General features: G+C 44.0%; 15 protein-coding genes. 12 read left to right on the top strand and 3 right to left on the bottom strand.

Going from position 1 to position 21,013, the window contains the following annotated elements:
• Positions 1-11: 11 nt before the first annotated feature.
• The 3 genes from nfsA to CXK86_RS11905 all read left to right on the top strand — a co-directional run bounded on the left by nfsA (position 12) and on the right by CXK86_RS11905 (position 3,921).
• On the top strand, positions 12-752 hold the full coding sequence (gene nfsA / locus CXK86_RS11895; RefSeq protein ID WP_076253054.1) for an oxygen-insensitive NADPH nitroreductase: 741 nt from the start codon (positions 12-14) through the stop codon (positions 750-752).
• A 138-nt stretch (positions 753-890) separates the two neighbouring features.
• Positions 891-1,316, top strand: coding sequence for a MarR family winged helix-turn-helix transcriptional regulator (locus tag CXK86_RS11900; RefSeq protein ID WP_036671145.1), 426 nt, complete (start codon positions 891-893; stop codon positions 1,314-1,316).
• A gap of 286 nt (positions 1,317-1,602) precedes the next feature.
• Positions 1,603-3,921, top strand: coding sequence for a glycoside hydrolase family 95 protein (locus CXK86_RS11905; protein WP_101313772.1), 2,319 nt, complete (start codon positions 1,603-1,605; stop codon positions 3,919-3,921).
• Between the two features lie 119 nt (positions 3,922-4,040).
• Here the strand turns inward: CXK86_RS11905 and CXK86_RS11910 are convergent, their stop codons facing one another.
• Complete coding sequence (locus CXK86_RS11910) at positions 4,041-4,892, bottom strand: AraC family transcriptional regulator (protein WP_036671148.1); 852 nt, start codon at positions 4,890-4,892, stop codon at positions 4,041-4,043.
• A 159-nt stretch (positions 4,893-5,051) separates the two neighbouring features.
• Here CXK86_RS11910 and CXK86_RS11915 point away from each other — a divergent pair, with 159 nt between their 5' ends.
• The 8 genes from CXK86_RS11915 (at position 5,052) to CXK86_RS11950 (ending at position 18,505) form a co-directional block, all read left to right on the top strand.
• The gene (locus tag CXK86_RS11915) at positions 5,052-7,034 is read left to right on the top strand and encodes a hypothetical protein (RefSeq protein ID WP_101313773.1); all 1,983 of its coding nucleotides are present in this window, start codon (positions 5,052-5,054) and stop codon (positions 7,032-7,034) included.
• A 105-nt stretch (positions 7,035-7,139) separates the two neighbouring features.
• A complete protein-coding gene (locus CXK86_RS11920) occupies positions 7,140-8,726 on the top strand; it encodes a response regulator (protein ID WP_101313774.1) in 1,587 nt (528 codons plus the stop codon).
• Positions 8,708-10,444, top strand: a complete 1,737-nt coding sequence (locus tag CXK86_RS11925) for a sensor histidine kinase (RefSeq protein WP_101313775.1) — start codon at positions 8,708-8,710, stop codon at positions 10,442-10,444. Before CXK86_RS11920 ends, CXK86_RS11925 begins: the two co-directional genes overlap by 19 nt.
• 121 nt (positions 10,445-10,565) lie before the next feature.
• Positions 10,566-12,227: an ABC transporter substrate-binding protein gene (locus CXK86_RS11930; protein ID WP_101313776.1), complete on the top strand. Its 1,662-nt coding sequence runs from the start codon at positions 10,566-10,568 to the stop codon at positions 12,225-12,227.
• 42 nt (positions 12,228-12,269) lie between these two features.
• The gene (locus CXK86_RS11935) at positions 12,270-13,946 is read left to right on the top strand and encodes an ABC transporter substrate-binding protein (RefSeq protein WP_101313777.1); all 1,677 of its coding nucleotides are present in this window, start codon (positions 12,270-12,272) and stop codon (positions 13,944-13,946) included.
• 321 nt (positions 13,947-14,267) lie between these two features.
• Entirely contained in the window at positions 14,268-15,209 is a 942-nt protein-coding gene (locus CXK86_RS11940) for an ABC transporter permease (RefSeq protein ID WP_047844314.1), read from the top strand.
• Between the two features lie 15 nt (positions 15,210-15,224).
• On the top strand, positions 15,225-16,145 hold the full coding sequence (locus tag CXK86_RS11945) for a carbohydrate ABC transporter permease (protein ID WP_036615816.1): 921 nt from the start codon (positions 15,225-15,227) through the stop codon (positions 16,143-16,145).
• A gap of 98 nt (positions 16,146-16,243) precedes the next feature.
• Positions 16,244-18,505, top strand: coding sequence for a glycoside hydrolase family 3 N-terminal domain-containing protein (locus tag CXK86_RS11950; RefSeq protein ID WP_101313778.1), 2,262 nt, complete (start codon positions 16,244-16,246; stop codon positions 18,503-18,505).
• A gap of 91 nt (positions 18,506-18,596) precedes the next feature.
• Here CXK86_RS11950 and CXK86_RS11955 read toward each other — a convergent pair whose 3' ends face one another.
• Both CXK86_RS11955 and CXK86_RS11960 read right to left on the bottom strand, forming a co-directional pair.
• On the bottom strand, positions 18,597-19,217 hold the full coding sequence (locus CXK86_RS11955) for a TetR/AcrR family transcriptional regulator (protein ID WP_244988348.1): 621 nt from the start codon (positions 19,215-19,217) through the stop codon (positions 18,597-18,599).
• 16 nt (positions 19,218-19,233) lie between these two features.
• Positions 19,234-20,436, bottom strand: coding sequence for an MFS transporter (locus CXK86_RS11960; RefSeq protein WP_101313780.1), 1,203 nt, complete (start codon positions 20,434-20,436; stop codon positions 19,234-19,236).
• 150 nt (positions 20,437-20,586) lie between these two features.
• Here CXK86_RS11960 and CXK86_RS11965 point away from each other — a divergent pair, with 150 nt between their 5' ends.
• Positions 20,587-21,009 carry a DUF3237 domain-containing protein gene (locus CXK86_RS11965; RefSeq protein ID WP_036671166.1) on the top strand — a complete coding sequence of 141 codons (423 nt, stop codon included), beginning with the start codon at positions 20,587-20,589 and terminating at the stop codon, positions 21,007-21,009.
• Positions 21,010-21,013: the final 4 nt, after the last annotated feature.

The raw sequence follows: 21,013 nt of genomic DNA on the forward strand, positions 1-21,013 counted from the left end.
GAGAGCGTTTAATGAATAACACACTCGAATTGCTTCATAACCATACATCGTTTCGTTCTTACACATCTCAACCCCTAACTGAGGAACAAATAGATGCAATATTTCAGGCAACAAATCAAACTTCATCGTTCAGTCTTCTGCAGGCGGTATCCATTATACGCATCACAGATCCAGTACTTCGAAAAAAACTCAGACATCTGTGTGTCGATCAACCCTATATTGAAGAAGCGGCCGAATTCTGGATCTTCTGTGCAGATTTCAACCGAAATCATGAAATCGCTCCGGATGTGGATATTGAATATATTGAATTTCTGTTGATTGGTTCATTCGATGCTGGCCTGATGGCACAAAATGCGTTAACCGCGGCTGAATCGCTGGGACTTGGCGGAGTGTTCATTGGTGCGGTCAGAGCTAATATTAGCGAACTATCTGACGTATTGAATTTACCTAAATTTGTTATCCCTCTGGTGGGGTTATGTATCGGTAATCCAGCTGGAGATAAGCCGGAACTGAAACCTCGACTCCCTCAATCCATGGTATTGCTTGATAATCAATACCAACCAATGGATCAAGAGAAATTAGCAATCTATGATGAGACCATGCTGAAGTATTATGAAAATCGTCCGACGAGAGCCCCTTTCACCGTAAAAAAAGTAAAAGGATGGAGTGACCATATCCAGGATCACCTCGAGAGAAGTATTCAACCGCAAATGATGGCCTATTTGAACAAGCAAGGTTTTGCCAAAAAATAAGGACTAAACCAATCTTTCGGGTGAAACTTGGATAGGAAAAGGCCCTTAAAGACGACACTAAGGTGAATTGACACCTGTATATCTCCATGATACATTTAGTCTGCTAAATATAATTCGGATGTTAGGGAGGGATCGTTCATGACAGATACAGTAGATTGTGAAATTCGACAGTCTTTAGATCGAATTTCCTCCCAAATGCGTCGAAATTATAGTGAATCTCTTCGGGAACTTAATCTCTATGTAGGACAAGATAATCTGTTGTATCGGCTGTGGTTGGGTGATGGGGTAACCCAGATGCAACTAAGTGAACATATGAAATGCGAACCACCAACGGTTACAAACATGGTCAAATCACTGGAACAGAACGGATTTATATATCGCAAACGTGATGTACAGGATGCAAGGATCATGCGTATCTTTCTAACCGATAAGGGCAAAGAATTAGAAAAACCGGTTGAGCATAAATGGAGAGAGCAACAAGAGAAACTACTTCAATCCATTTCTTCGGAAGATCGGCTGATATTGAGGCAATTCATGCAACAAATGGAGCGAAATATTTTATAACTTATGCCAACATTCACGTAAGCTAAATAAATGAACGAAACAGAGCCGCTATAATAGCGGCTTTTTTTATTGCCAATAGCTATACTTTCTTGCCCAGAACAAAGAATTTGTACTGTCAGTTTCGGAATTCACGATTACACCTCTAATGTTGGGATAAGATTGTGATAATTCAAGTTAATTTTGTTCATTTAGATGCTTAAGAGATTACAGTACACTGAAAGAACATACAAACGGAACACACTAAACATGAAAATGTGAGGAATTATAATTCGTTGGAGGTTTTAACGTGAAGACCAAAAATATCTGGTTTAATCAACCTGCTGGGACATGGGAAGAGGCATTGCCTATCGGAAATGGAACTCTTGGAGGCATGATTTTTGGAAAAACACAGATCGAGAGAATTCAGCTTAATGAAGATAGTCTGTGGTATGGTGGGCCGATGCAGCGGAATAATCCTCAAGCACTTGAATCTTTATCTCAGATCAGAAGCCTGATTTTTGACGGTAAGATTAGGGAAGCAGAAGAACTCGCAGCAGATACTCTGGTAGGTGTTCCTGACGGGCAAAGGCATTATGAGCCATTAGGGGACTTCTATATCGCTATGGATCACAGTGAACATGAACCAAATGGATATCAAAGACATCTCGATCTGGAACAAGGCAAGGTAAACGTGAATTATACCGCAGATCAATCCATTTACAGCCGAGAATATTTTGCTAGCTACCCGGATCAAGTGCTCGTTGTTCATCTCAAATCTAGCGTGCCTGGAAAGTTATCTTTCTCCACTGTTTTTGGCAGGGGAACCGTTCTGGAATCAACATCCTATTCCGATATTCTTAAGCATCCTGTTGGTTTCCAATCCTATCTGGACCGGATCGAGAAGCGTGGAACGAATGACTTGATCATCCGGGGAAGAAGTGGGGGAGAAGAAGGAATCCGATTTTGTTGTGCGATTCGCCTTATATCTGAAGGAGGGCAGGTTCATTATTCAAGCGGCCAGCTTTCTCTGAAGGATGGTAATTCAGCGACTATTCTAATCACGGCTTGCACGGATTTCCGAGTACCTAAGGAACAACTCGAAGTGGAGTGCCTCCGCCGAATTGATGCTGCTTCCGCAAAACCATATAGCGAACTGCTCGCCGATCATGTCTCGGACTATCAATCCTTATTCGAAAAGATGGATATACATCTCGAAGATGAAAATAAAGATGTTGTATATTCCGAACTTCCAATCGATCAGCGCCTTGAGCGGCTTAGAGCTGGCAAGCATGATCCGGAACTGATGAGTCTATACTTTCAATTTGGTCGCTATCTGCTTATCTCAAGCAGTCGTCCAGGTTCTTTACCGGCAAACCTTCAAGGGATATGGAACAAAGACATGCTTCCTGTATGGGATAGCAAATATACGATTAATATTAATACACAGATGAACTACTGGCCTGCAGAAAGCTGCAATCTGTCTGAATGTCACGTTCCATTGTTTGATTTTATAGATCGACTGCAAGTCCGGGGAAAGGAAACCGCTAGAACCATGTATGGATGCAAGGGGTTCGTTGCTCATCACAATTCGGATATCTGGGCAGACGCTGCTCCGCAGGATGTATGCATGACATCGACCTTTTGGACTATGGGAGGAGCATGGCTTTCATTACATCTATGGGACCACTACGAATACAATAAGGATGTTCAATTTCTCAAAAAAGTTTACGCCACGATGAAAGATGCGGCTATGTTTATTCTGGATTATCTAATAGAGGATCCTACCGGCAATTGGGTGATATGTCCTTCGTCCTCACCGGAAAATCGCTATATATTAGATAATGGAGAGTCGGGGGCTTTATGTTTTGGTGCTTCAATGGACAATCAGATTATTAGAGAACTCTTCACGCGTTGCATTGAAAGTACCCGAATATTGCAAGAGGATCAGGAATTTGGAGAATTACTCCGTGGTGCTTTAACCAAAATACCGGAGACCTCCATTGGCAAACATGGCCAGATCCAAGAGTGGAGTAACGATTATGATGAATTGGAACCTGGTCACAGACATATTTCCCATTTATTCGCTTTGCATCCTGGAACGCAAATTACGTTGCAATCAACACCTGACCTGGCCAAGGCAGCTCGTGTAACACTCGACAGAAGACTGGAACACGGTGGTGGACACACAGGATGGAGCCGGGCGTGGATTCTCAACATGTGGGCACGATTAGAGGAGTCGGAACTTGCACACGATAACATCGTGGAACTTCTACGTTCCTCCACGTTACCCAATCTGTTTTGTGACCATCCTCCATTTCAAATTGATGGGAACTTTGGAGGTACTGCAGGGATAGCAGAGATGCTTCTTCAGAGTCATAACGAAGTAATCAGATTGTTACCTGCTTTGCCATCAGCTTGGCCAAAAGGATATATTCGTGGTATTCGGGCTCGTGGCGGATTTGAAATAGATCTGGAATGGAATAATGGTCGTCTATTCAATACCAGAATTCGCTCTATTGCAGAATCAAGAGTAACCGTATCCTATCTGGACCAAAAGATAGAATTAACCTTTCCTGGCCCCAATTCAATAATTGAACTAAGAGGATACGACTGGAATAACAAATAAGAACTTACTGATTACCTGAGCGAATGCCGGCTGACAAAACTGCCGGTCTTCGCTCTTTTTTTTGGCTGAGATAATATAAGATATAGGCAAGAGTTGGCGTGTTTTGCTTAATGCAATGTTTAAAGAAGACTTCCATATTTAACAAATTTACCAGGTGAAGTGCCTACCTGCTTGGTGAAGCTGCGAATAAAATTGGCATAATCTCCAAAACCGGATTGATAACAGGCCTCTGTAATACTTAAACCTTCGATTAAATAAGATTTCGACAGCTCTATACGGCGACTAAGAATGTATGCTCGAATCGTGAGTCCGGTATGCTTTTTAAATTGCCGACTAATATAGCTGCTATTCGTGAACATAGCCTCTGACAATTGTTCGAGCGTCAGTTGCCTCGTCAGATTACATTCAATGTAATCCATCGTGTTTCGAACTAGTTCAGGCATAATATCCGTTGCAACAAAATCCGTATTTTGAAAAGTTAGATTCGTTAGAAGAAGTAGCTGTGTAATCAAAATATTCCTCAGAATATCCGCTCCATAGTCACTTGATGAGAGACACTGTTCAAGCTCGCCAGCTAATTGTAGCACTCGTTGAAGTTCGTCCTCTTCAAGATGTACGATATTACCCTTACCCTTGGGACGGTAGTCGAAACATGCGGATAAGTTGGTGCTTGAAGTAGACAAGCGGTTCAGATATGACTTTTTCAGATTTATGGTGATTCTCTCATATTCGTTTTTGTCCAAGGCAAAGGAACGGTGCATCTCCTCCGGGTTAAGAACGAGCAGATCTCCACGTTGCAAATGGTAACAACGGTTCTCAATATAGAAGTTTACATTGCCACGAAGAAATAAGTAGAGTTCGTATGCATTATGTCGATGATAAAACGTTCCCATATTATACGTGGTGGTGCGATGAAGGTACAACAGCTCATTCTGGATTGGATCAAACAGGTATTCTGAAGTCTCATTCATATCAGATATATGACCTCCTTGTCGTTTCGCGCAATAAATATAGCCGTTTGTGCAATGAAATTGCAGACGTGAACCTATAAAATGTAACCATCCTAGCATGATGGATACATAATTGCAAGCGTTTCCACTCAGGTGTGTACAACGCGATTGGAGGAAAAGATGGATCTGATTTTCACGGCTAGAAGTAAAGTGCAGGACACCGTAGAATACACGGCACTGGACAAGCATGCTCTCAAAGCTAGCGTAAAAGTAATAAGCGGAAACGGCAGTGCAGAAGCTCCATGGCAAGCCGACATTCAGATTTACAACGAGGGCCAGAATGCCTGGGCAGGGGTTATTCATGTGGAAATACCGTTGGACAAACAGAATCCGAGGTTTTTTTTACCTGCATTTATGTATGGCCGCAACCGGGGCGAAGCACCTCAGAATGTTCCAAATGAGTTCCCCAGGCTAAGGGAGGGCAGTCCTTCTCGTCCTTCATCACCCTGGTGGATGGTAAGAAGTGATCGTCTGTCTCATCCAGCTGCACTTATCTATGATGAAGGTCGGATTGTTGGTCTAAGCGCAAGTCCCTACTGGATCAATACAGGAGGCCATAAGCAGCAATGGTATCCAGGAATGGAAGGAAACTTTGTGCAATATGGGGGATTCACATGTTCTATTGAAAAGGGTGCGGTCGGATATACGTTGGGATATGAGAATGCTCCGTTGTTATTTATCAAATCCAGACTTGTCCACGAGCGAGCTGCCCTTGGAGAAAACTGTTTTGAACTTGCTGCAGGTGAATCGGTTGGGCTCACACTTGAACTATATAACTACGAGTCTGAATCAGAACTGGGCATCAATCCAGCACTGGAAACAATCTATAAGAGGTATCACGAAAAACCAAGAGAAGGAAGTGACACTCAGACAACGGTAACGGATTTGTCCAATGCCATCTATGAGTATGCCTGGCTTCCGGAGGATCGTCATTACTCTACATTTGTATATGAAGATGCTGCTGAAACCGGTGGCTACCGATACAACAAAATTATCTCAATCAGTTGGACAAATGGTATGACCATCGCTGCACCAATGCTTATGGCCGCACTGCGCCTGAATAATGAGCCCATGCGACAGCAGGCGTTATCCTGTATTACCAATATTATCGAGAATGCCATGAATCCCGAATCTGGACTTCCGTATGACGCTTATCAGGATGGGATCTGGAGTGTTAAAGGCTGGTGGTTCGACGGCATGCGTACCCCAGGACATTCCTCTTACCTTGTAGCTCAAGCGATGTTCTACATTCTGAAAAGCTACGATTATGAGAAGCGCATTCGAAATGTGAGACACGATGATTGGCTTGCTTACGTCAAACAAATACTTGATCGTCTGGAGTGCACGAAAAATACGGATGGAGAATATCCCACCATTTTGTCAGAGCGGACCGGAGCAGGTCTTGAATATGATGCTTTTAGTGGAGTCTGGTGTCTTGCTGCCAAGGCATATCACTGTTGGTTAACCCATGATGAATCTTCTCTGGAAGAGCTCAGACGAAGTGAAGCCCACTATTACAACACCTATGTGCAACACATGGAATGTTACGGCGCTCCGCTGGATGCGGACAAGGCAGTTGATTCGGAAGGTATTCTGGCTTACATCAAAGCTGTTCGGTTTCTGCACGCGTTGACCGGTGACGAGCTGTATCTAGATCACATGAGAGATGCGATCAGTTATGAATTCAGCTTCAAATTTTGTTACAACTCACCTATTAAGATTCCGCCACTCAGTACATTAGGCTGGTCCAGTTCCGGAGGAAGTGTTACTTCAGTAGCTAATCCGCATATTCACCCTATGTCCAGCAATCTAGTGGATGAGCTATTGTATTATGTTGGACAGCGGGAAGAGAATTATGTTCGTCAACGTATGATGGATACCATCGGGTGGGGTTGTCAGACCTATAATCGTTATGATCAAGAATTCGGCTATGGCAAAAAAGGATGGATGTCTGAACGCTTCTGTCATTCGGAAGGACTGGTCACTGAAAAATATGCGGATGGTACACCAGCCAGCACCTGGTTTTGCTTGATGCCATGGGCTAGTGGATCGATCATCGAAGGCCTCGTAGGCGACTATTGGGATTATGCACGACATGAATGAATGTATTTTGCAATAACTACAACAGTCACCATATTAGATTCATTCCGCCGATAGGGAGAGACGCTACCGGCGGTTTATTTTCGTTGGAGGAAAGGGGACAAACGGATGTTAAAAGTATTACTGGTAGATGACGAGATGTATATACGAAAGGGGCTGTATGAACTCATAAATTGGATGGATCTTAATATGGAGATTATCGGAGAGGCAGAGAACGGTGTAGAGGCATTAAATCTGATTGAAAGCCTGCAACCAAACGTGATTATTACAGATATCCGTATGCCAATCCTGGATGGACTGGAACTGATACGTGCCGTAGAGAAAATACCACATCTGGAACCTGTGTTCATTATCATCAGTGGTTATCATGACTTCAAATATGCACAGCAGGCAATCAGGTACGGTGTTCATGACTATATCCTGAAGCCTATTGATGATGAAGAACTGACGGCGACGTTGCAGAAGTCAGCTAATCTGATTTGCAATAAAAGAAAACATATTCTTTTGACTGAGGGACAGGCCAGTAACATCATGCTGGAGGATGTGATCAAAGGCCATGTACAGAAGGAGGATGAACATCGATATGCCGAGATGCTTGGCATCAATCGTAACTCCAGTCTGCTCATAACTTTGATTGAACTTCAGACCGGATTAGATGCAATTAAAATTACGATTGAACAGCTACGTGAAGCAGTACATTCTCTGGAGAGTAATTTATGTAAAATGTTCATCAGTGAGCAACAACGCGGCACGTTTGCTTTATTACTGTTGTGGCCTGATCATCATCAAGGAGACTCGGCGTTACAGGATAACCTGCATAATATTCATATAACACTGAGCAAAAGGTTCAACCTGGATATCGGTCTTTACGCAGGAACACTCGTCAAAGAAATTGGTGATGTCACACAATCCCTTATGGCGGCTGAAGAAGCAGCCAAGCATAAATATGCTGAAACTGGTGGTGTCGTACGTTATACGGAAATCAAGGACAAACCACTGTTTGTTTTCAATGTATACCAGGACGAGGTGGATCAATTAATTCTGAGCCTGGAAGAGGGGAATAGGTCAGCTTACCACAAGATTGTAGAAGAGAAATTCAAATTGTTTCATATGAATCGATTTTCTTCTCAGGCTGTATCGGGTTCTCTTTTGCGTTATATAACGGGTATTCTCGCTGTAGTCCACGAAATGGGTGGTAATGATGAAGGGTTGCAACAACTGAAGGAGCTGGCACAACAAAGTCATGAAGGTTGGAATTTACGACTATTGAAAAATGCTTTTCTCATCGCGCTGGAGGAAGCCGAGGATTATGTCTCTCATCTGCGGATGGAACGATCCAAAGGGGATATCAGCAAGATCAAACGATATATTGATGCAAATTATACCGAGAACATCAATCTCAAAAGCATTGCTGCGCTCTTCTATATGAATCCCGTTTATCTTGGGCGATTATTCCGCAAAAGCTACAATCAATATTTCAATGACTATCTGCTCAACCTGCGGATTCATGAAGCGAAGAAGTTATTGCGCCAGACGGATCTGAGAATGTACGAGGTTGCTGCACGTGTAGGATTTCAGAATGCGGATTATTTTGTAACCCAGTTTGAGAAACTGGTTAAGTTATCGCCTACAGAGTATCGCAATCTCCTTATGGGAAATGAGCAGCGAGGTGCACAATGCCAAGATGGAACCTGAATTACATGAAGCTTCGAGATAAGTTACTGCTCATGTATGTCTTATCTGTGTTTATTCCCATCGTTGTTACCAATGTGGTGTTCTACAATGTCACATCCGCCAATATTCGCAGTCAGAAAACTCGTGATGCCGGCATGGCCTTGAACAATCTGAAGAACGACCTGCGGGTAACCATTGATCAGGGCGTCGGCCTCTCTTATTCGTTATATACTGACCCTGTATTCAATGACACCATCTCCCGTTCATTTCAAAGTCATTTTGAGTACATTGACGCTTATAATTCCTATCTAAAAGGGCAATTCTCCGGTCAATTGAATCAGGGAATTCGCTGGTATCAAGTGTATACCGATAATTCTACCATTCTATCTTCCGGTTATATTGATCGTTTAACTGACGTGGTCCGAAGCTCTAACTGGTACGTTCAATTTCAGGCATACACCGCCCCTTATCCAGCACTGATCTCATCGGATCAGATGTTAAGTCTGGTTCAACGGCTCGACAATCTGGACACAGGGGGGAGAGAGCAGTTACTTAAAATTGACCTGAATATGGATATGATCAAGCAGTATTTTCACAACAGCGGATTTGATGGAAAAGTGTATCTGCTTGATCCGGGGGGACACATCCAATTTTCAAATGATCCTACAGCAGAAGCTCAGATAGGGAAACGTTACAGCGAGATCCAGTTTCCGAACAAAATGATTCCCTTTGAACTTACGTATACAGGTATTAACTATCTGGAAGGGTGGTCCCTGCATGGAGTAATGGATGAAGAAATTGTGTTGAAGGAGGTACGAAAGTCCCGTTCCTTCGTCGTATGGCTGGCTTGCATTAATTTTGTCCTGCCTTCTATTATCATCGCGGCTATGTCCAGATCCATCCATGTCAGGCTGGTGCGTATTCTGAAACATATGAAAAAAGTAAAAACACAAAATTTCCAGACGATTCCGCCTGAAGATGCAAGAGATGAAATAGGTCAACTCACGATGGAATTTAATCGAATGACCGAGACGATCCATAACCTGATTCATGAGGTATATCTCGCTGACATCCAAAAGAAAGACCTGGAGTTAAAGCAGCAGCAAGCGCAGCTTCATGCACTTCATAGTCAGATCAACCCTCATTTTTTGTTTAATACCCTTGAGTCGGTACGTATGCGGAGCCTCATCAAAGGTGAGAAAGAGACTGCCAAAATCGTGCATAACATGGCCAAGATGTTTCGCAAGTCGATTAGTTGGAATCAGAATGATGTGACAGTGAAGGAAGAATTGGAACTCATCGAGAGTTTTTTGCAAATTCAGAAATACCGCTTTGGAGAAAAACTCCAATATACCATTGAAGCAGATCCTGCGGTACTGATGTACCGAATCCCCAAGATGGTTATCCTTCCCTTTGTTGAGAATGCAAGTATTCATGGAATTGAGTCATCTCCGGGTGTAGGCATCATTCAACTCTTTGTTTCAATGGAAAATGAACAGCTCCATATCAGACTAACGGATAACGGTATAGGGATGTCACAAGCAAAATTAGAAGAGTTGTTAAGTTACCTGGATCAAAACACCGATATGGGAGAGCATGTTGGCATGAAAAATGCGTATAGTCGCTTAAAACTTTGTTATAAAAATCACTTTACATTCGACATCCAGACATGGGAAGGAGAAGGTACGCGTATCCAAATTAAGCTTCCACTTGATCCATCAGCCATGCCAGGCGACTAAATACGAGGGATATACTTTTCAAAGTAGGAGGTACACTTTCATGGGTAACTTTGAAAGCGCTATCTTGATATATTGAGAAGGCTTAAAGACACAAACAATACTTTAAGGGGGCATTTGCTACATGTTTAGAAAAAAAAACATTATAACAGGTCTGGCCATTTTACTGGCTGTAACCCTGGCAGGTTGTAATAAAGCCAGCCCGGAAGCCTCTTATCCTGACAGTAATGACAACACCCCGGTCACCTTTAAATATTTCACGTTTGGCGGTGGCAAGAAGGACATTCTGGCAAGCAGCACGACCATTGGCAAGAAGCTACAGGAGCAAACAGGCGTTGACTGGAAGATGGAATATCTGGTGGGCGACGGTGCAACCAAGGCAGGTGTAATGATTGCGAGTGGGGATTACCCCGACATCATCGACTCCAGTGGTGAAATGGCCAAATTGATGGATGCAGGTTCTTTTATCCCGCTGGATGAACTGATCGATCAATACGGGCCTAACATCAAGCGGGTATACGGGTCTTATATGGACAAATTCAGACAGGAGGATGGAAAGATATACTTCTTGCCATACACTGCCAACATCGGTTATGTGTCAGAGCCTAATTTTCAGACCGGCTTTTATATTCAGCGTGCTGTGCTGAAAGAGTTTAACTATCCCAAGATCAAAACGCTGGACGAATATTTTGACTTGATTGAGCAATACAAGCAAAAGCATCCGCAGATCGATGGAAAAGAAACCATCGGCTTCGCCACACTTGCTGGTGAATCGGGCAGCTTTTTCACCCTGCTAAATCCGGCTATGCATCTGGCAGGTTATCCAAACGATGGCAGTGTGATGGTGGATATGCAGAGTCATGAAGCCAAACTGGTAGCCGGATCTGATTATCAGAAACAATGGATTCAGAAGCTGAACGAGGTTAACGCACAGGGGATGTTTGATCCAGAATCCTTCACAATGAACCAGGATCAGTATCTCGCCAAGTTGACGTCCGGTCGGGTGCTGGGATATTTCAGTTACTCCTGGCAAGTTGGAGATGCAACGAACAACCTCAAGAAGGCTGGTATTGACGATAAACGATACGTATCTCTCCCGATCGTATTTGATGACAGTGTCAAAGACCAGTATGTGGACCCGCCAGGTTTTGTGAACAACTACGGTGTGGGAATTACCGTAAATGCTAAAGATCCCGTGCGAATTATTAAATATTTTGATAATTTGCTCAAGGAAGAAAACCAGATTCTGGTTCAATGGGGTGTTGAGAACGAGACGTATAGTGTGAATGATGAGGGTCGCTTTTACTTTGAAAATGATGACCAACGCAAGGCACATGAAGATCCAGAATTAAGTCGTAAATTCGGCTTTGACTATTTTAATTACAGCTGGCCTCGTTACGGGAATAACTCCGTGCTGGAGGATGGCAACGCCTATGGACCGGGCAACCAACCAGAAGTGGCTACCTTTAGTTACACGGACGGTGACAAGCTGTTGTTAGAGAAATATGGTGTGGAGACATTCACAGAACTATTCAGCACACCGGATGAGCGTCCTTGGTCTCCTGCTTGGTCTATTGCACTGGAGCAGGGCTCTCCTGAACAGATTTTTATCACCAAGGCAGAAGACCTCCAGAAGAAATATTTACCCAAAATGATTATGGATTCGCCTTCCACTTTCGAGAACACATGGAATGAATATATGAGTCAATTGAATCAACTCGACAATAAAACATACGAAGCTACGATAACACAGGCAGTTAAGGATCGTGTAGCTGGCAAATGGTGAGTGTAATCCACGAGAGAAAACACGGAACGGGGGAATATTCACATGTTAAAACCAAAATTTAGAACAGCGGGTTTAGCTGTATTACTAACAGCTTTGCTGGCTGGGTGCAGTCAGAACAGTTCGTCATCAGCGCCTTCAGCCACAGGTGATGATGAGAACAGTCCAGTCACGTTCTCGTATTACATGTTCTCTCCAGGCAAGAAGGATGTTCTGGCAAGCGAAACAACCATCGGTAAAGCGTTGCAAGAGCAGACGGGTGTGGACTGGAAGATGGAATATCTGGTAGGTGATAGTGCTACAAAAGCCGGCGTCATGATTGCCAGTGGAGACTATCCTGATGTCATTAGCTCCAGTGGTGAGATGTCCAAGTTACTGGATGCCGGGGCCTATATTCCGCTGGATGATCTGATTGAGGAATATGCTCCTAATATCAAAAGGGTGTATGGACCATATTTCGATAAAATGAAAAATGCCGAAGACGGTAAAATCTATGCCCTGCCTTATACGGCTAATCAGGGTGAGTATTCAGGTAGTCCAAATGTGGGCGGAGGAGCTTTCTGGATTCAACGATCTGTGCTCAAAGAGTTTGATTATCCCAAGATCACTACACTGGATGAATATTTTGATCTAATTCAGGATTATAAGGAAAAACATCCAACTGTCGACGGTGCAGACACAATCGGATTTGTGTCACTTGCGGGTGTGGCTAATAACTTCTTCACACTGCAAAATCCAGCGATGCATCTTGCCGGTTATCCGAACGATGGCAGTGTTATGGTGGACATGACTACCCATGAGGCAAAAGTTGTCGCCGGAACAGATGCCCAGAAAAAATGGATTCAGAAGTTAAATGAGATCAATGCTCAAGGTATGCTTGATCCGGAATCCTTTACGATGAACAAAGACCAGTATTTGGCCAAGCTGACTTCGGGTCGTGTGTTAGGATACTTCAATTATGGCTGGCAGGTTGGAGACGCGTCGAAAAACCTGCTCTCGGCAGGCATTGATGAGAAACGTTATGCACCACTTCCGATTGTGTTTGATGAAGGAATTAAGGATCAGTATGTTGATCCTCCGGGCTTTGTCAACAACTATGCAACAGGCATCTCGGTGAATGCCAAAGACCCTGTTCGTATCATCAAATATTTCGATAATTTGCTGAAGGAAGAGAATCAGGTTCTGGTGCAATGGGGAATCAAGGACGAGACGTACAGTGTGGATGAAAAGGGCCGATTCTATTATGCAAATGAAGATCAACGCAAGGCTCATGATGATCTGGAGCTCAGCCGTAAATTCGGGTTCACCTACTTTGGGACAGACTGGCCGAAATATGGCGGTGAATCTACACTAACCGATGGTAACGCTTATAGCCCTGGCAACCAGCCGGAAGTGGCCGCTGCATCTTACACCGAGGGAGATAAGAAATTCCTTGAAGCCTACGGTATCCAAACCTTTAGTGAATTGTTTAACAAACCGGAAGAGCGGCCTTGGTTCCCGGCATGGTCCATCGCATTGGAGCAAGGATCACCTGAACAGATCTTCACGACCAAATCGGATGATTTGCAACGTAAATACTTGCCGGAGATGATCTTGGGAGCGCCATCGAATTTTGATAAATTGTGGGATGCCTACATGGCTGAACTGAACAAATTGGATAAAGCTGGTTATGAAGCGACCATTACCAAAGTTGTGAAGGATCGTGTTGCAGGAAAATGGTAATACGAACACTTTAAGTGCGTGTTCAATAAGACCGGTTTTCAGTACCAAGAAGATGGGATGAAGCTAGAAATGGAGTAGCGGAGCGGAGGGAAAACTACGTGAGCAACGGACATTTCGGCTGAATTCCATATTCGATGCTGATGATGCCGCAAGGCGTCTTTCGTAATCAAAAGCGGACTTTTTGAACAACCTCTTTAAAACAAACTGTTACATGCGCAGGAGAAGACGAAAGAGCATAAACTCCGGCTTCTCCTCGCATGAATAACAGCACAGGAAAGGAGCAGGTTCACCGTGGAGAAACCTAATGTCTCCCTTAACTCGATGCCTCCGGCCTCGAGTCCGAAGGGAACCAGAGCACACTCGTTCTTTAAGCGACTTGTGCAGCAACGAACGCTTGCCTGGATGTGTATTCCTTTTGTCATCTGGGCTTTTATCTTCAAGTACCTGCCGTTATGGGGATGGACCATGGCTTTTCAGAATTTCAAACCGGCAAGGTCCTTCTCGGATCAGCAATGGGTAGGTTGGCAACATTTTAGTACGTTATTTGAAGACAATACCTTCTACCGGGTGCTGCGAAATACACTCGTTATGAGTTCCATTAAACTGGTGTTGGGATTTGTGACAGCAATTACGCTGGCTCTCTTGTTGAATGAGCTGAAAAATGTCATATTTAAACGTTTTGTGCAAACCGTCAGTTATCTGCCTCACTTTATCTCGTGGGTTGTTGCTTCCAGCATTGTATTAACAGTCCTGTCACCAGACGGAATTATCAATCTGCTGCTGATGAAGCTTCACCTGATTGACAGTCCGGTACTATGGATGGGGAAAGGAGAATACTTCTGGGGTATTCTGGGGGCAACTGAGGTCTGGAAAGATGTCGGTTGGAACACCATTATCTATCTGGCAGCAATTACGGCAATTGATCCGGCGCAATATGAGGCTGCCGAGATTGATGGAGCCAGTCGCTTCAAACGGATGTTATATATCACCCTGCCTGGCTTGAAACCGGTTATTGTGATCTTGTTGATCATGAACATGGGAAGTATTCTTGAATCCGGATTCGAACCGCAATATCTGCTGGGTAACGGGATGAATATGGACTATTCGGAGAATCTGGACATCTTTGTACTGAAATATGGATTAGGGATGGGGAACTTTTCCTTAGGTACAGCAGCTGGCATATTCAAAACGGTGGTCAGCTTCATCTTCCTTTTCTCAGCGAACTATATAGCGAAAAAAATGGGAGAGAGCAGACTATTCTAAAAGGAGGCCTATGCCATGCGAAAAGGAAACACATCCCGCTTGCGGAATAGCAGCACCGGGGATCGAGCGTTTGACACTTTTAACATCATCTTCATGGTATGTCTGATGATTGTGACGATCTATCCCTTTGTTAATATGATTGCCGTATCTTTCAATAATGCAAATGATGCCATTCGGGGTGGAATATATCTATGGCCTCGTGTATGGACACTGGACAACTACAAATACATTTTTGGCGAATCCGATATTTATCACGCAACTCTGATCTCGGCGCTGCGTACGATCATTGGAACCGTGGTGTCCGTCTTCTGTACAGCCATGCTCGCGTATACGGTTAGTCGTCAGGAATTTGTGCTTCGCAAGTTTGTTACGATGTTTTTTGTATTCACCATGTATTTCAGCGGGGGGTTGATCCCCGGTTATCTGCTGATTCGAGACCTTGGATTGATCGGTTCCTTCTGGGTATATATCATTCCGGGTGTAATCGGTGTCTTCAATATGATCGTCATCCGTTCATTTATTGAGGGTCTTCCTGAAGGCATTCTGGAGTCAGCCCGTATTGACGGGGCAGGGGAGTTCACGACATTTATCCGCGTTGTCCTGCCGCTAACGATTCCCGCAATGGCAACCGTATCACTCTTTGTAGCTGTGGGACAATGGAATTCCTGGTTCGATGTATTCCTGTACAACTCTTCCAATAAAGAATTAAGCACATTGCAATATGAGTTGATGAAGATTCTGCAAACTTCGACGACCTCAGCGACTTCATCAGCAAGTGATGCTTATCAGTCTGCCGAGAGCAATGCAACGGCGGTCACACCAACCTCGATTCGAGCGACCATGACCATTATTGCAAGTGTTCCTATTCTGATGGTGTATCCATTCTTACAGAAATACTTTGTCCAGGGTATGACGATTGGTGGCGTGAAGGGATAGTCATGACCTGAATATAATTTCATTGAACTTATGAAAACGCAACAAACTATACCGTAGTAACGTCTATTCATCCATAGAATACAACAGGAGTGAAACAAATGCATGTAAAATGGATGACGATTATTGGTGCCGTTGTTGGCTCTATGCTTATAGGGGTGGGAACGGCAGCTGCGGAAGAAACGTTTGTTGATCTAAAGTATTCAAAGTGGGCAGAGGATGGCATCACGTATATGGCGAAACGGGGAACAGTAGCCGGATACGGCAATGGGATCTTCAAGCCAGAGGCACTTGTGACAAGGGCACAAGCTGTCACTTTTATGGTGCGCGAGCTCTATTCAGATCAGCTTCAAAGAGCAGTGGAAGGCACAACTTATTCCGATGTTCCAACTACACATCCTTTCCATCGAGAAATCATGATAGCTGCTAAAAATGGACTTGCAAGTGGTTTTCCTAACGGAACTTTCCGTCCGGATGCACCACTTAGCCGCGCAGAGACTGCGGCCTTCCTTACACGGGCATATGCACTCGTGGAAGGTAAGAACGCCGCAAAATGGACAGACACGGACAGGCATTGGGCAGCAGCACCCATTCTTATTATGAGTTCAAACGGCTTGGTCGGCGGTTATTCAGATGCCACCTTCCGTCCGAACCAAGCTGTCACGCGCGCTGAATATGCCGTATTTATGGCGAGAGTAATTCGCTTCGAACGTGAAGTGGCCATTCGGACACAAGATTGGGACAAACTGATATCCTATATGACGGTGAGCGAGCAAGTTGGTCAGATGCTTATGCCTGACATTAGGCAATGGAATGGTAAAGCGACAACGACCGTTAATGAGGGGCTGAAACGAACTATCCATGATCAGGACTTGGGCGGACTTATTCTTTTTGACAAAAATATTGTAGACGTGACGCAGCTTACAACGTTCACACATGATATACAAAGAGAAGCAGGTGACATTCCTCTATTTCTTGGCATCGACCAAGAAGGAGGCGTTATTAAACGAATACCAGGAGGTACGAACCTTCCCGGTCAGATGGCGCTTGGCGCAACTGGAGATGCAACACTAGCCGAAGCAGCTGGTCAGCTGACAGGGGAGGAGCTGAAGGCACTGGGACTGCAGATTAATTTTGCGCCAGTGCTGGACATCAATAGCAATCCAGATAACCCCATCATTGGTATACGGTCGTTTGGCTCGGATGCGGATTTGGTGACACGGCTTGGTCTGGCAACAATAAAAGGGCTACAGCAATCAGGGGTGATGGCGGCAGTTAAGCATTTTCCGGGACATGGAGATACAACGGTAGATTCCCATCTTGGTATGCCTGTGCTTGCCCATAACCGAGAACGGCTTGATGCGGTCGAATTAAAACCGTTTCGGGCTGCAATCAAAAATGATGTAGAGATGATTATGACCGCACATATTGCTTTCCCTGCCATTGACAACGAACATGTTACTTCCCTCAAGGACGGTGAACGTGTGCCGATTCCTGCCACCTTATCGAAAAAGGTACTGACAGGACTGCTTCGCGGAGAGCTGGGATACAAAGGTCTCATTGTGTCGGATGCCTTTACCATGAATGCAATTGCAGAGCATTTTGGGGAGAATCAATCGGTAGAACGAGCCGTTTCCGCAGGTGTTGATATCATCCTTATGCCAAAAAATTCAGCAGCGGCCCATCAAACGCTGGTAAACGCGGTGAACAAAGGAACGATCAAGGATGAAACCATACATGCATCTGTGAAACGAATCTTGGAGATGAAAGCGAAATATGGTTTGTTTGAACGCAGTCAAACTCTTGCGCAAAAGCTAACTCAGCTTAACGGTATCATCGGATCAAAGGCACACAGAGCAGTGGAGCAGACAATCGCAGAGCGAGCAGTCACTGTACTCAGCAGTCGCGAAGGTGTGCTTCCTGATCCAATGAAGCAAGGTGACCGGGTTGTTATTGTCGCAGCCGAGCAGGAACAGGCGAAACAGCTTGAGAAACAACTGTTGCAAGCCGCTAATAACCTGTCGTTAAAGACTGAAATATCACTTGTTGGACAAGGCAACATGAATGAAACGCTCCAGGCGATTGGCAAAGCCAATTATGTCATTCTTGCTTCTTACCAATTCCGCAATGTGGCCAGCCAGTTCGGGTGGAGTGATTATCAAACCTTGATTAATGCAATGAACAAGAGTAATCAGCGATACACGCTGTTGTCTCTCGGTAACCCTTACGAAACGATCTATTTGCAGAACGTGCGCTCAGGAATTGCTGTGTATGGAAAGCAGGAACCAAATACGTCTGCCGGGATCAAAGTATTGCTTGGTCAACTGAAAGCTGGAGGACAATTACCCGTACTAACGGATTAACGCTTAATTAATGAAGAAAAAAACGGATTCCAGCATACGGAATCCGTTTTTTATTTCAAACTTTTGTTTTATCGATCCATGTACCATGCCATCACTCGGGTATTTCTTCGCTACAAACAAAATGAAGCAGCATCTTCACAAATTGCTCCGTCATCCGCATATCCAATGAATTATCATGAGCACCACGAATAGTTACCATGCGCTGGAGCATGCCCATCATCGTTGTGAAGATAAACTGAGCCAGATCCAGCGGAGGAGACGGATTCTTAATACTGCCGTCAACAACGCCTTGGGATAAAGCGTCCAACAGGAAATGATTCTCTTTCCCGTTCTGGTTGAACTTATCATACTCTTCTCTTAATTCAGGGCTAAAATCATACATCTCATAGTTGATATCAAACAATTGAATAAACCGGATGTAGTCTGGATGATTCTCGGCATAAACAACCCATGCATTCAACATAACCGTGAGTTGTTCCCGCCCGTTCAAGTCCTTCGTTGAAGCACGGCTAACCTCATCCGTTAAATGTTCGATCAGTTGCATCTGAATGGCTAGAAGAAGTTCATCCATAGACTGGAAATGTTTATAAAAGGTCACTCTACTAAGTTCAGCTTTCGTACATACATCCTTAATCTTCACCTGGAGCAATCCATATTTCAAAAAAAGCTCCTTACCTGCTGCAATCAAATCATCACGATGTTTATTTCCCAATTGTTGATGCCAGTTTTCATTCACTTGTATACAATTGTCCTTTCTTCGAACGAAATGCGTTTAAGGTCAGTCCGAGAGAAGCGAGCAGCATAATTGCACCAAAAATATACGGGAAGTTTATGTTTTTGTCAAACAATAGTCCTGCGATCAGCGGCCCAATCACCGTGCCGAGACTGGAAAATGTAGTATTCAGACCCGATGCATAACCTTGCCGATCTCCTGCATTTTTGGATATTAACGTGCTGACCGAAGGTCGCAAAAACGAATTAAAGGCAAAGAATAACGCAGAAGCGAACAACAGAAACACAAGGTTGACCTTAATTAACATTAACAATAAAGCTATGGGTGTGACTATTAAAGATAGACGGATCAACTTAACTTCACCGATTCTCTGTACGAACCAATCCAAAAGCCAGATCTGCACAACGATACCGATAATCGCGCCCAAAGTAATAATGATGGAGATTGTTGCAGCGTCGAATCCGTATTTTTGCTCTGCGAAAAGCGCGAATACTGTCTCATAACTCATGAGACCAAAGGTCATGACAAGCAACACAATCAAGTATTTGAAATAGGGGACTTTAAAAGAACTCCAGATTTTCTTGCCCAAGTGATCTCCTTTTTGAAGACGGATGGAGACCGTTCTTTTCTCGGGGGGAAGTGTCTCAGGCAATAGCAGCGTCATTAGGGCCGCAATCAGTCCCAGACCCGCTGCGAAGAAATAGGGCATGCGAATGCCCATCTCGGCGATGAGACCGCCCAGACCAGGTCCGAGAACCATCCCCAAATTCATAGCTGCGCCGAAATAGCCCATACCTTTTGCACGTGTCTCTGGCGTTGTAATATCGGCGACATATGCGAGGTTGGCAGGAACCATTAAACCGAGACTTATTCCACCGATAAACCGTGCGACATAGAGGAACGGCAATGACGTCGACAGCGCAAATATGATATCTGAAATGACAGACAGAAACATACCTGCAATGATCAACTTTTTGCGTCCAAATCGATCAGACAGTTGTCCCCCGAGAGGTGAAAAGAAGAATTGAGCCGCACCAAAGGCGGCAACTAAAAATCCTGCTACTGTGCCTCCCGCATGAAAAAGCTTCAAATACTCCGGCAATATGGGGATAAGCATCCCTTGCCCCAATAAAGCGATAAACAGATTTAACATCAGAATGAACAGTGGAAAGCGAACTGATTTTGGTAATGTACTCATGTACGTCATTAACCCCTTCGTTTACAACTTGTTAACCTTTACATTGTGTAAACCATTTTAAATGATTTGAAGGAAATATGTAAATCTTTTTTTTAGTGAAGCAGTCTAATGAGTAGAGTTATAATTGTCCATATATGGAGGTGAGAATACGTGAAATTAGAGGAATTGTTTACGGTACATGTGAACATTGAGAAATCATTTGATTTGCAAAATAGCGAAGATGATTCGGTTGTTATGATTACTTTTACAGGCAGCGTAACCGGAAAGTACTTTGAGGGAATTGTGCTGGGTGGAGGAGTGGATACGCAGATCATCGGGAAGAATGGTGGTCCGCATACTCTATCGGCAAGATACATGCTCCAAGGAACCGACAACTCAGGGCATTCATGCAAAATTTATATCGAAAATAACGGGAATATTGATAAAACGCTGAAAACTGCTTTATTTCGTACTTCCCCCAAAATGATTACAGACAGCAAAGCCTTATCCTTCTTGAACTGTGAGACACTTATTGGAGAAGGTCATCCGACGGAGTCAGGGATAGATATAAAAATATATAGAAAACCGCTGTAATGCG

This window comes from Paenibacillus sp. BGI2013 (assembly GCF_002843485.1).
GTDB lineage: Bacteria > Bacillota > Bacilli > Paenibacillales > Paenibacillaceae > Paenibacillus > Paenibacillus amylolyticus.

Excerpts from the sequence above, each read along its gene's own strand:
- CXK86_RS11915 (WP_101313773.1), top strand. The coding sequence starts at position 5,052 with ATGGATCTGATTTTCACGGCTAGAAGTAAAGTGCAGGACACCGTAGAA.
- CXK86_RS11920 (WP_101313774.1), top strand. The coding sequence starts at position 7,140 with ATGTTAAAAGTATTACTGGTAGATGACGAGATGTATATACGAAAGGGG.
- CXK86_RS11945 (WP_036615816.1), top strand. The coding sequence starts at position 15,225 with ATGCGAAAAGGAAACACATCCCGCTTGCGGAATAGCAGCACCGGGGAT.
- CXK86_RS11940 (WP_047844314.1), top strand. The coding sequence starts at position 14,268 with ATGCCTCCGGCCTCGAGTCCGAAGGGAACCAGAGCACACTCGTTCTTT.
- CXK86_RS11930 (WP_101313776.1), top strand. The coding sequence starts at position 10,566 with ATGTTTAGAAAAAAAAACATTATAACAGGTCTGGCCATTTTACTGGCT.
- nfsA (WP_076253054.1), top strand. The coding sequence starts at position 12 with ATGAATAACACACTCGAATTGCTTCATAACCATACATCGTTTCGTTCT.
- CXK86_RS11935 (WP_101313777.1), top strand. The coding sequence starts at position 12,270 with ATGTTAAAACCAAAATTTAGAACAGCGGGTTTAGCTGTATTACTAACA.
- CXK86_RS11910 (WP_036671148.1), bottom strand. The coding sequence starts at position 4,892 with ATGAATGAGACTTCAGAATACCTGTTTGATCCAATCCAGAATGAGCTG.
- CXK86_RS11925 (WP_101313775.1), top strand. The coding sequence starts at position 8,708 with ATGCCAAGATGGAACCTGAATTACATGAAGCTTCGAGATAAGTTACTG.
- CXK86_RS11900 (WP_036671145.1), top strand. The coding sequence starts at position 891 with ATGACAGATACAGTAGATTGTGAAATTCGACAGTCTTTAGATCGAATT.
- CXK86_RS11960 (WP_101313780.1), bottom strand. The coding sequence starts at position 20,436 with ATGAGTACATTACCAAAATCAGTTCGCTTTCCACTGTTCATTCTGATG.
- CXK86_RS11950 (WP_101313778.1), top strand. The coding sequence starts at position 16,244 with ATGCATGTAAAATGGATGACGATTATTGGTGCCGTTGTTGGCTCTATG.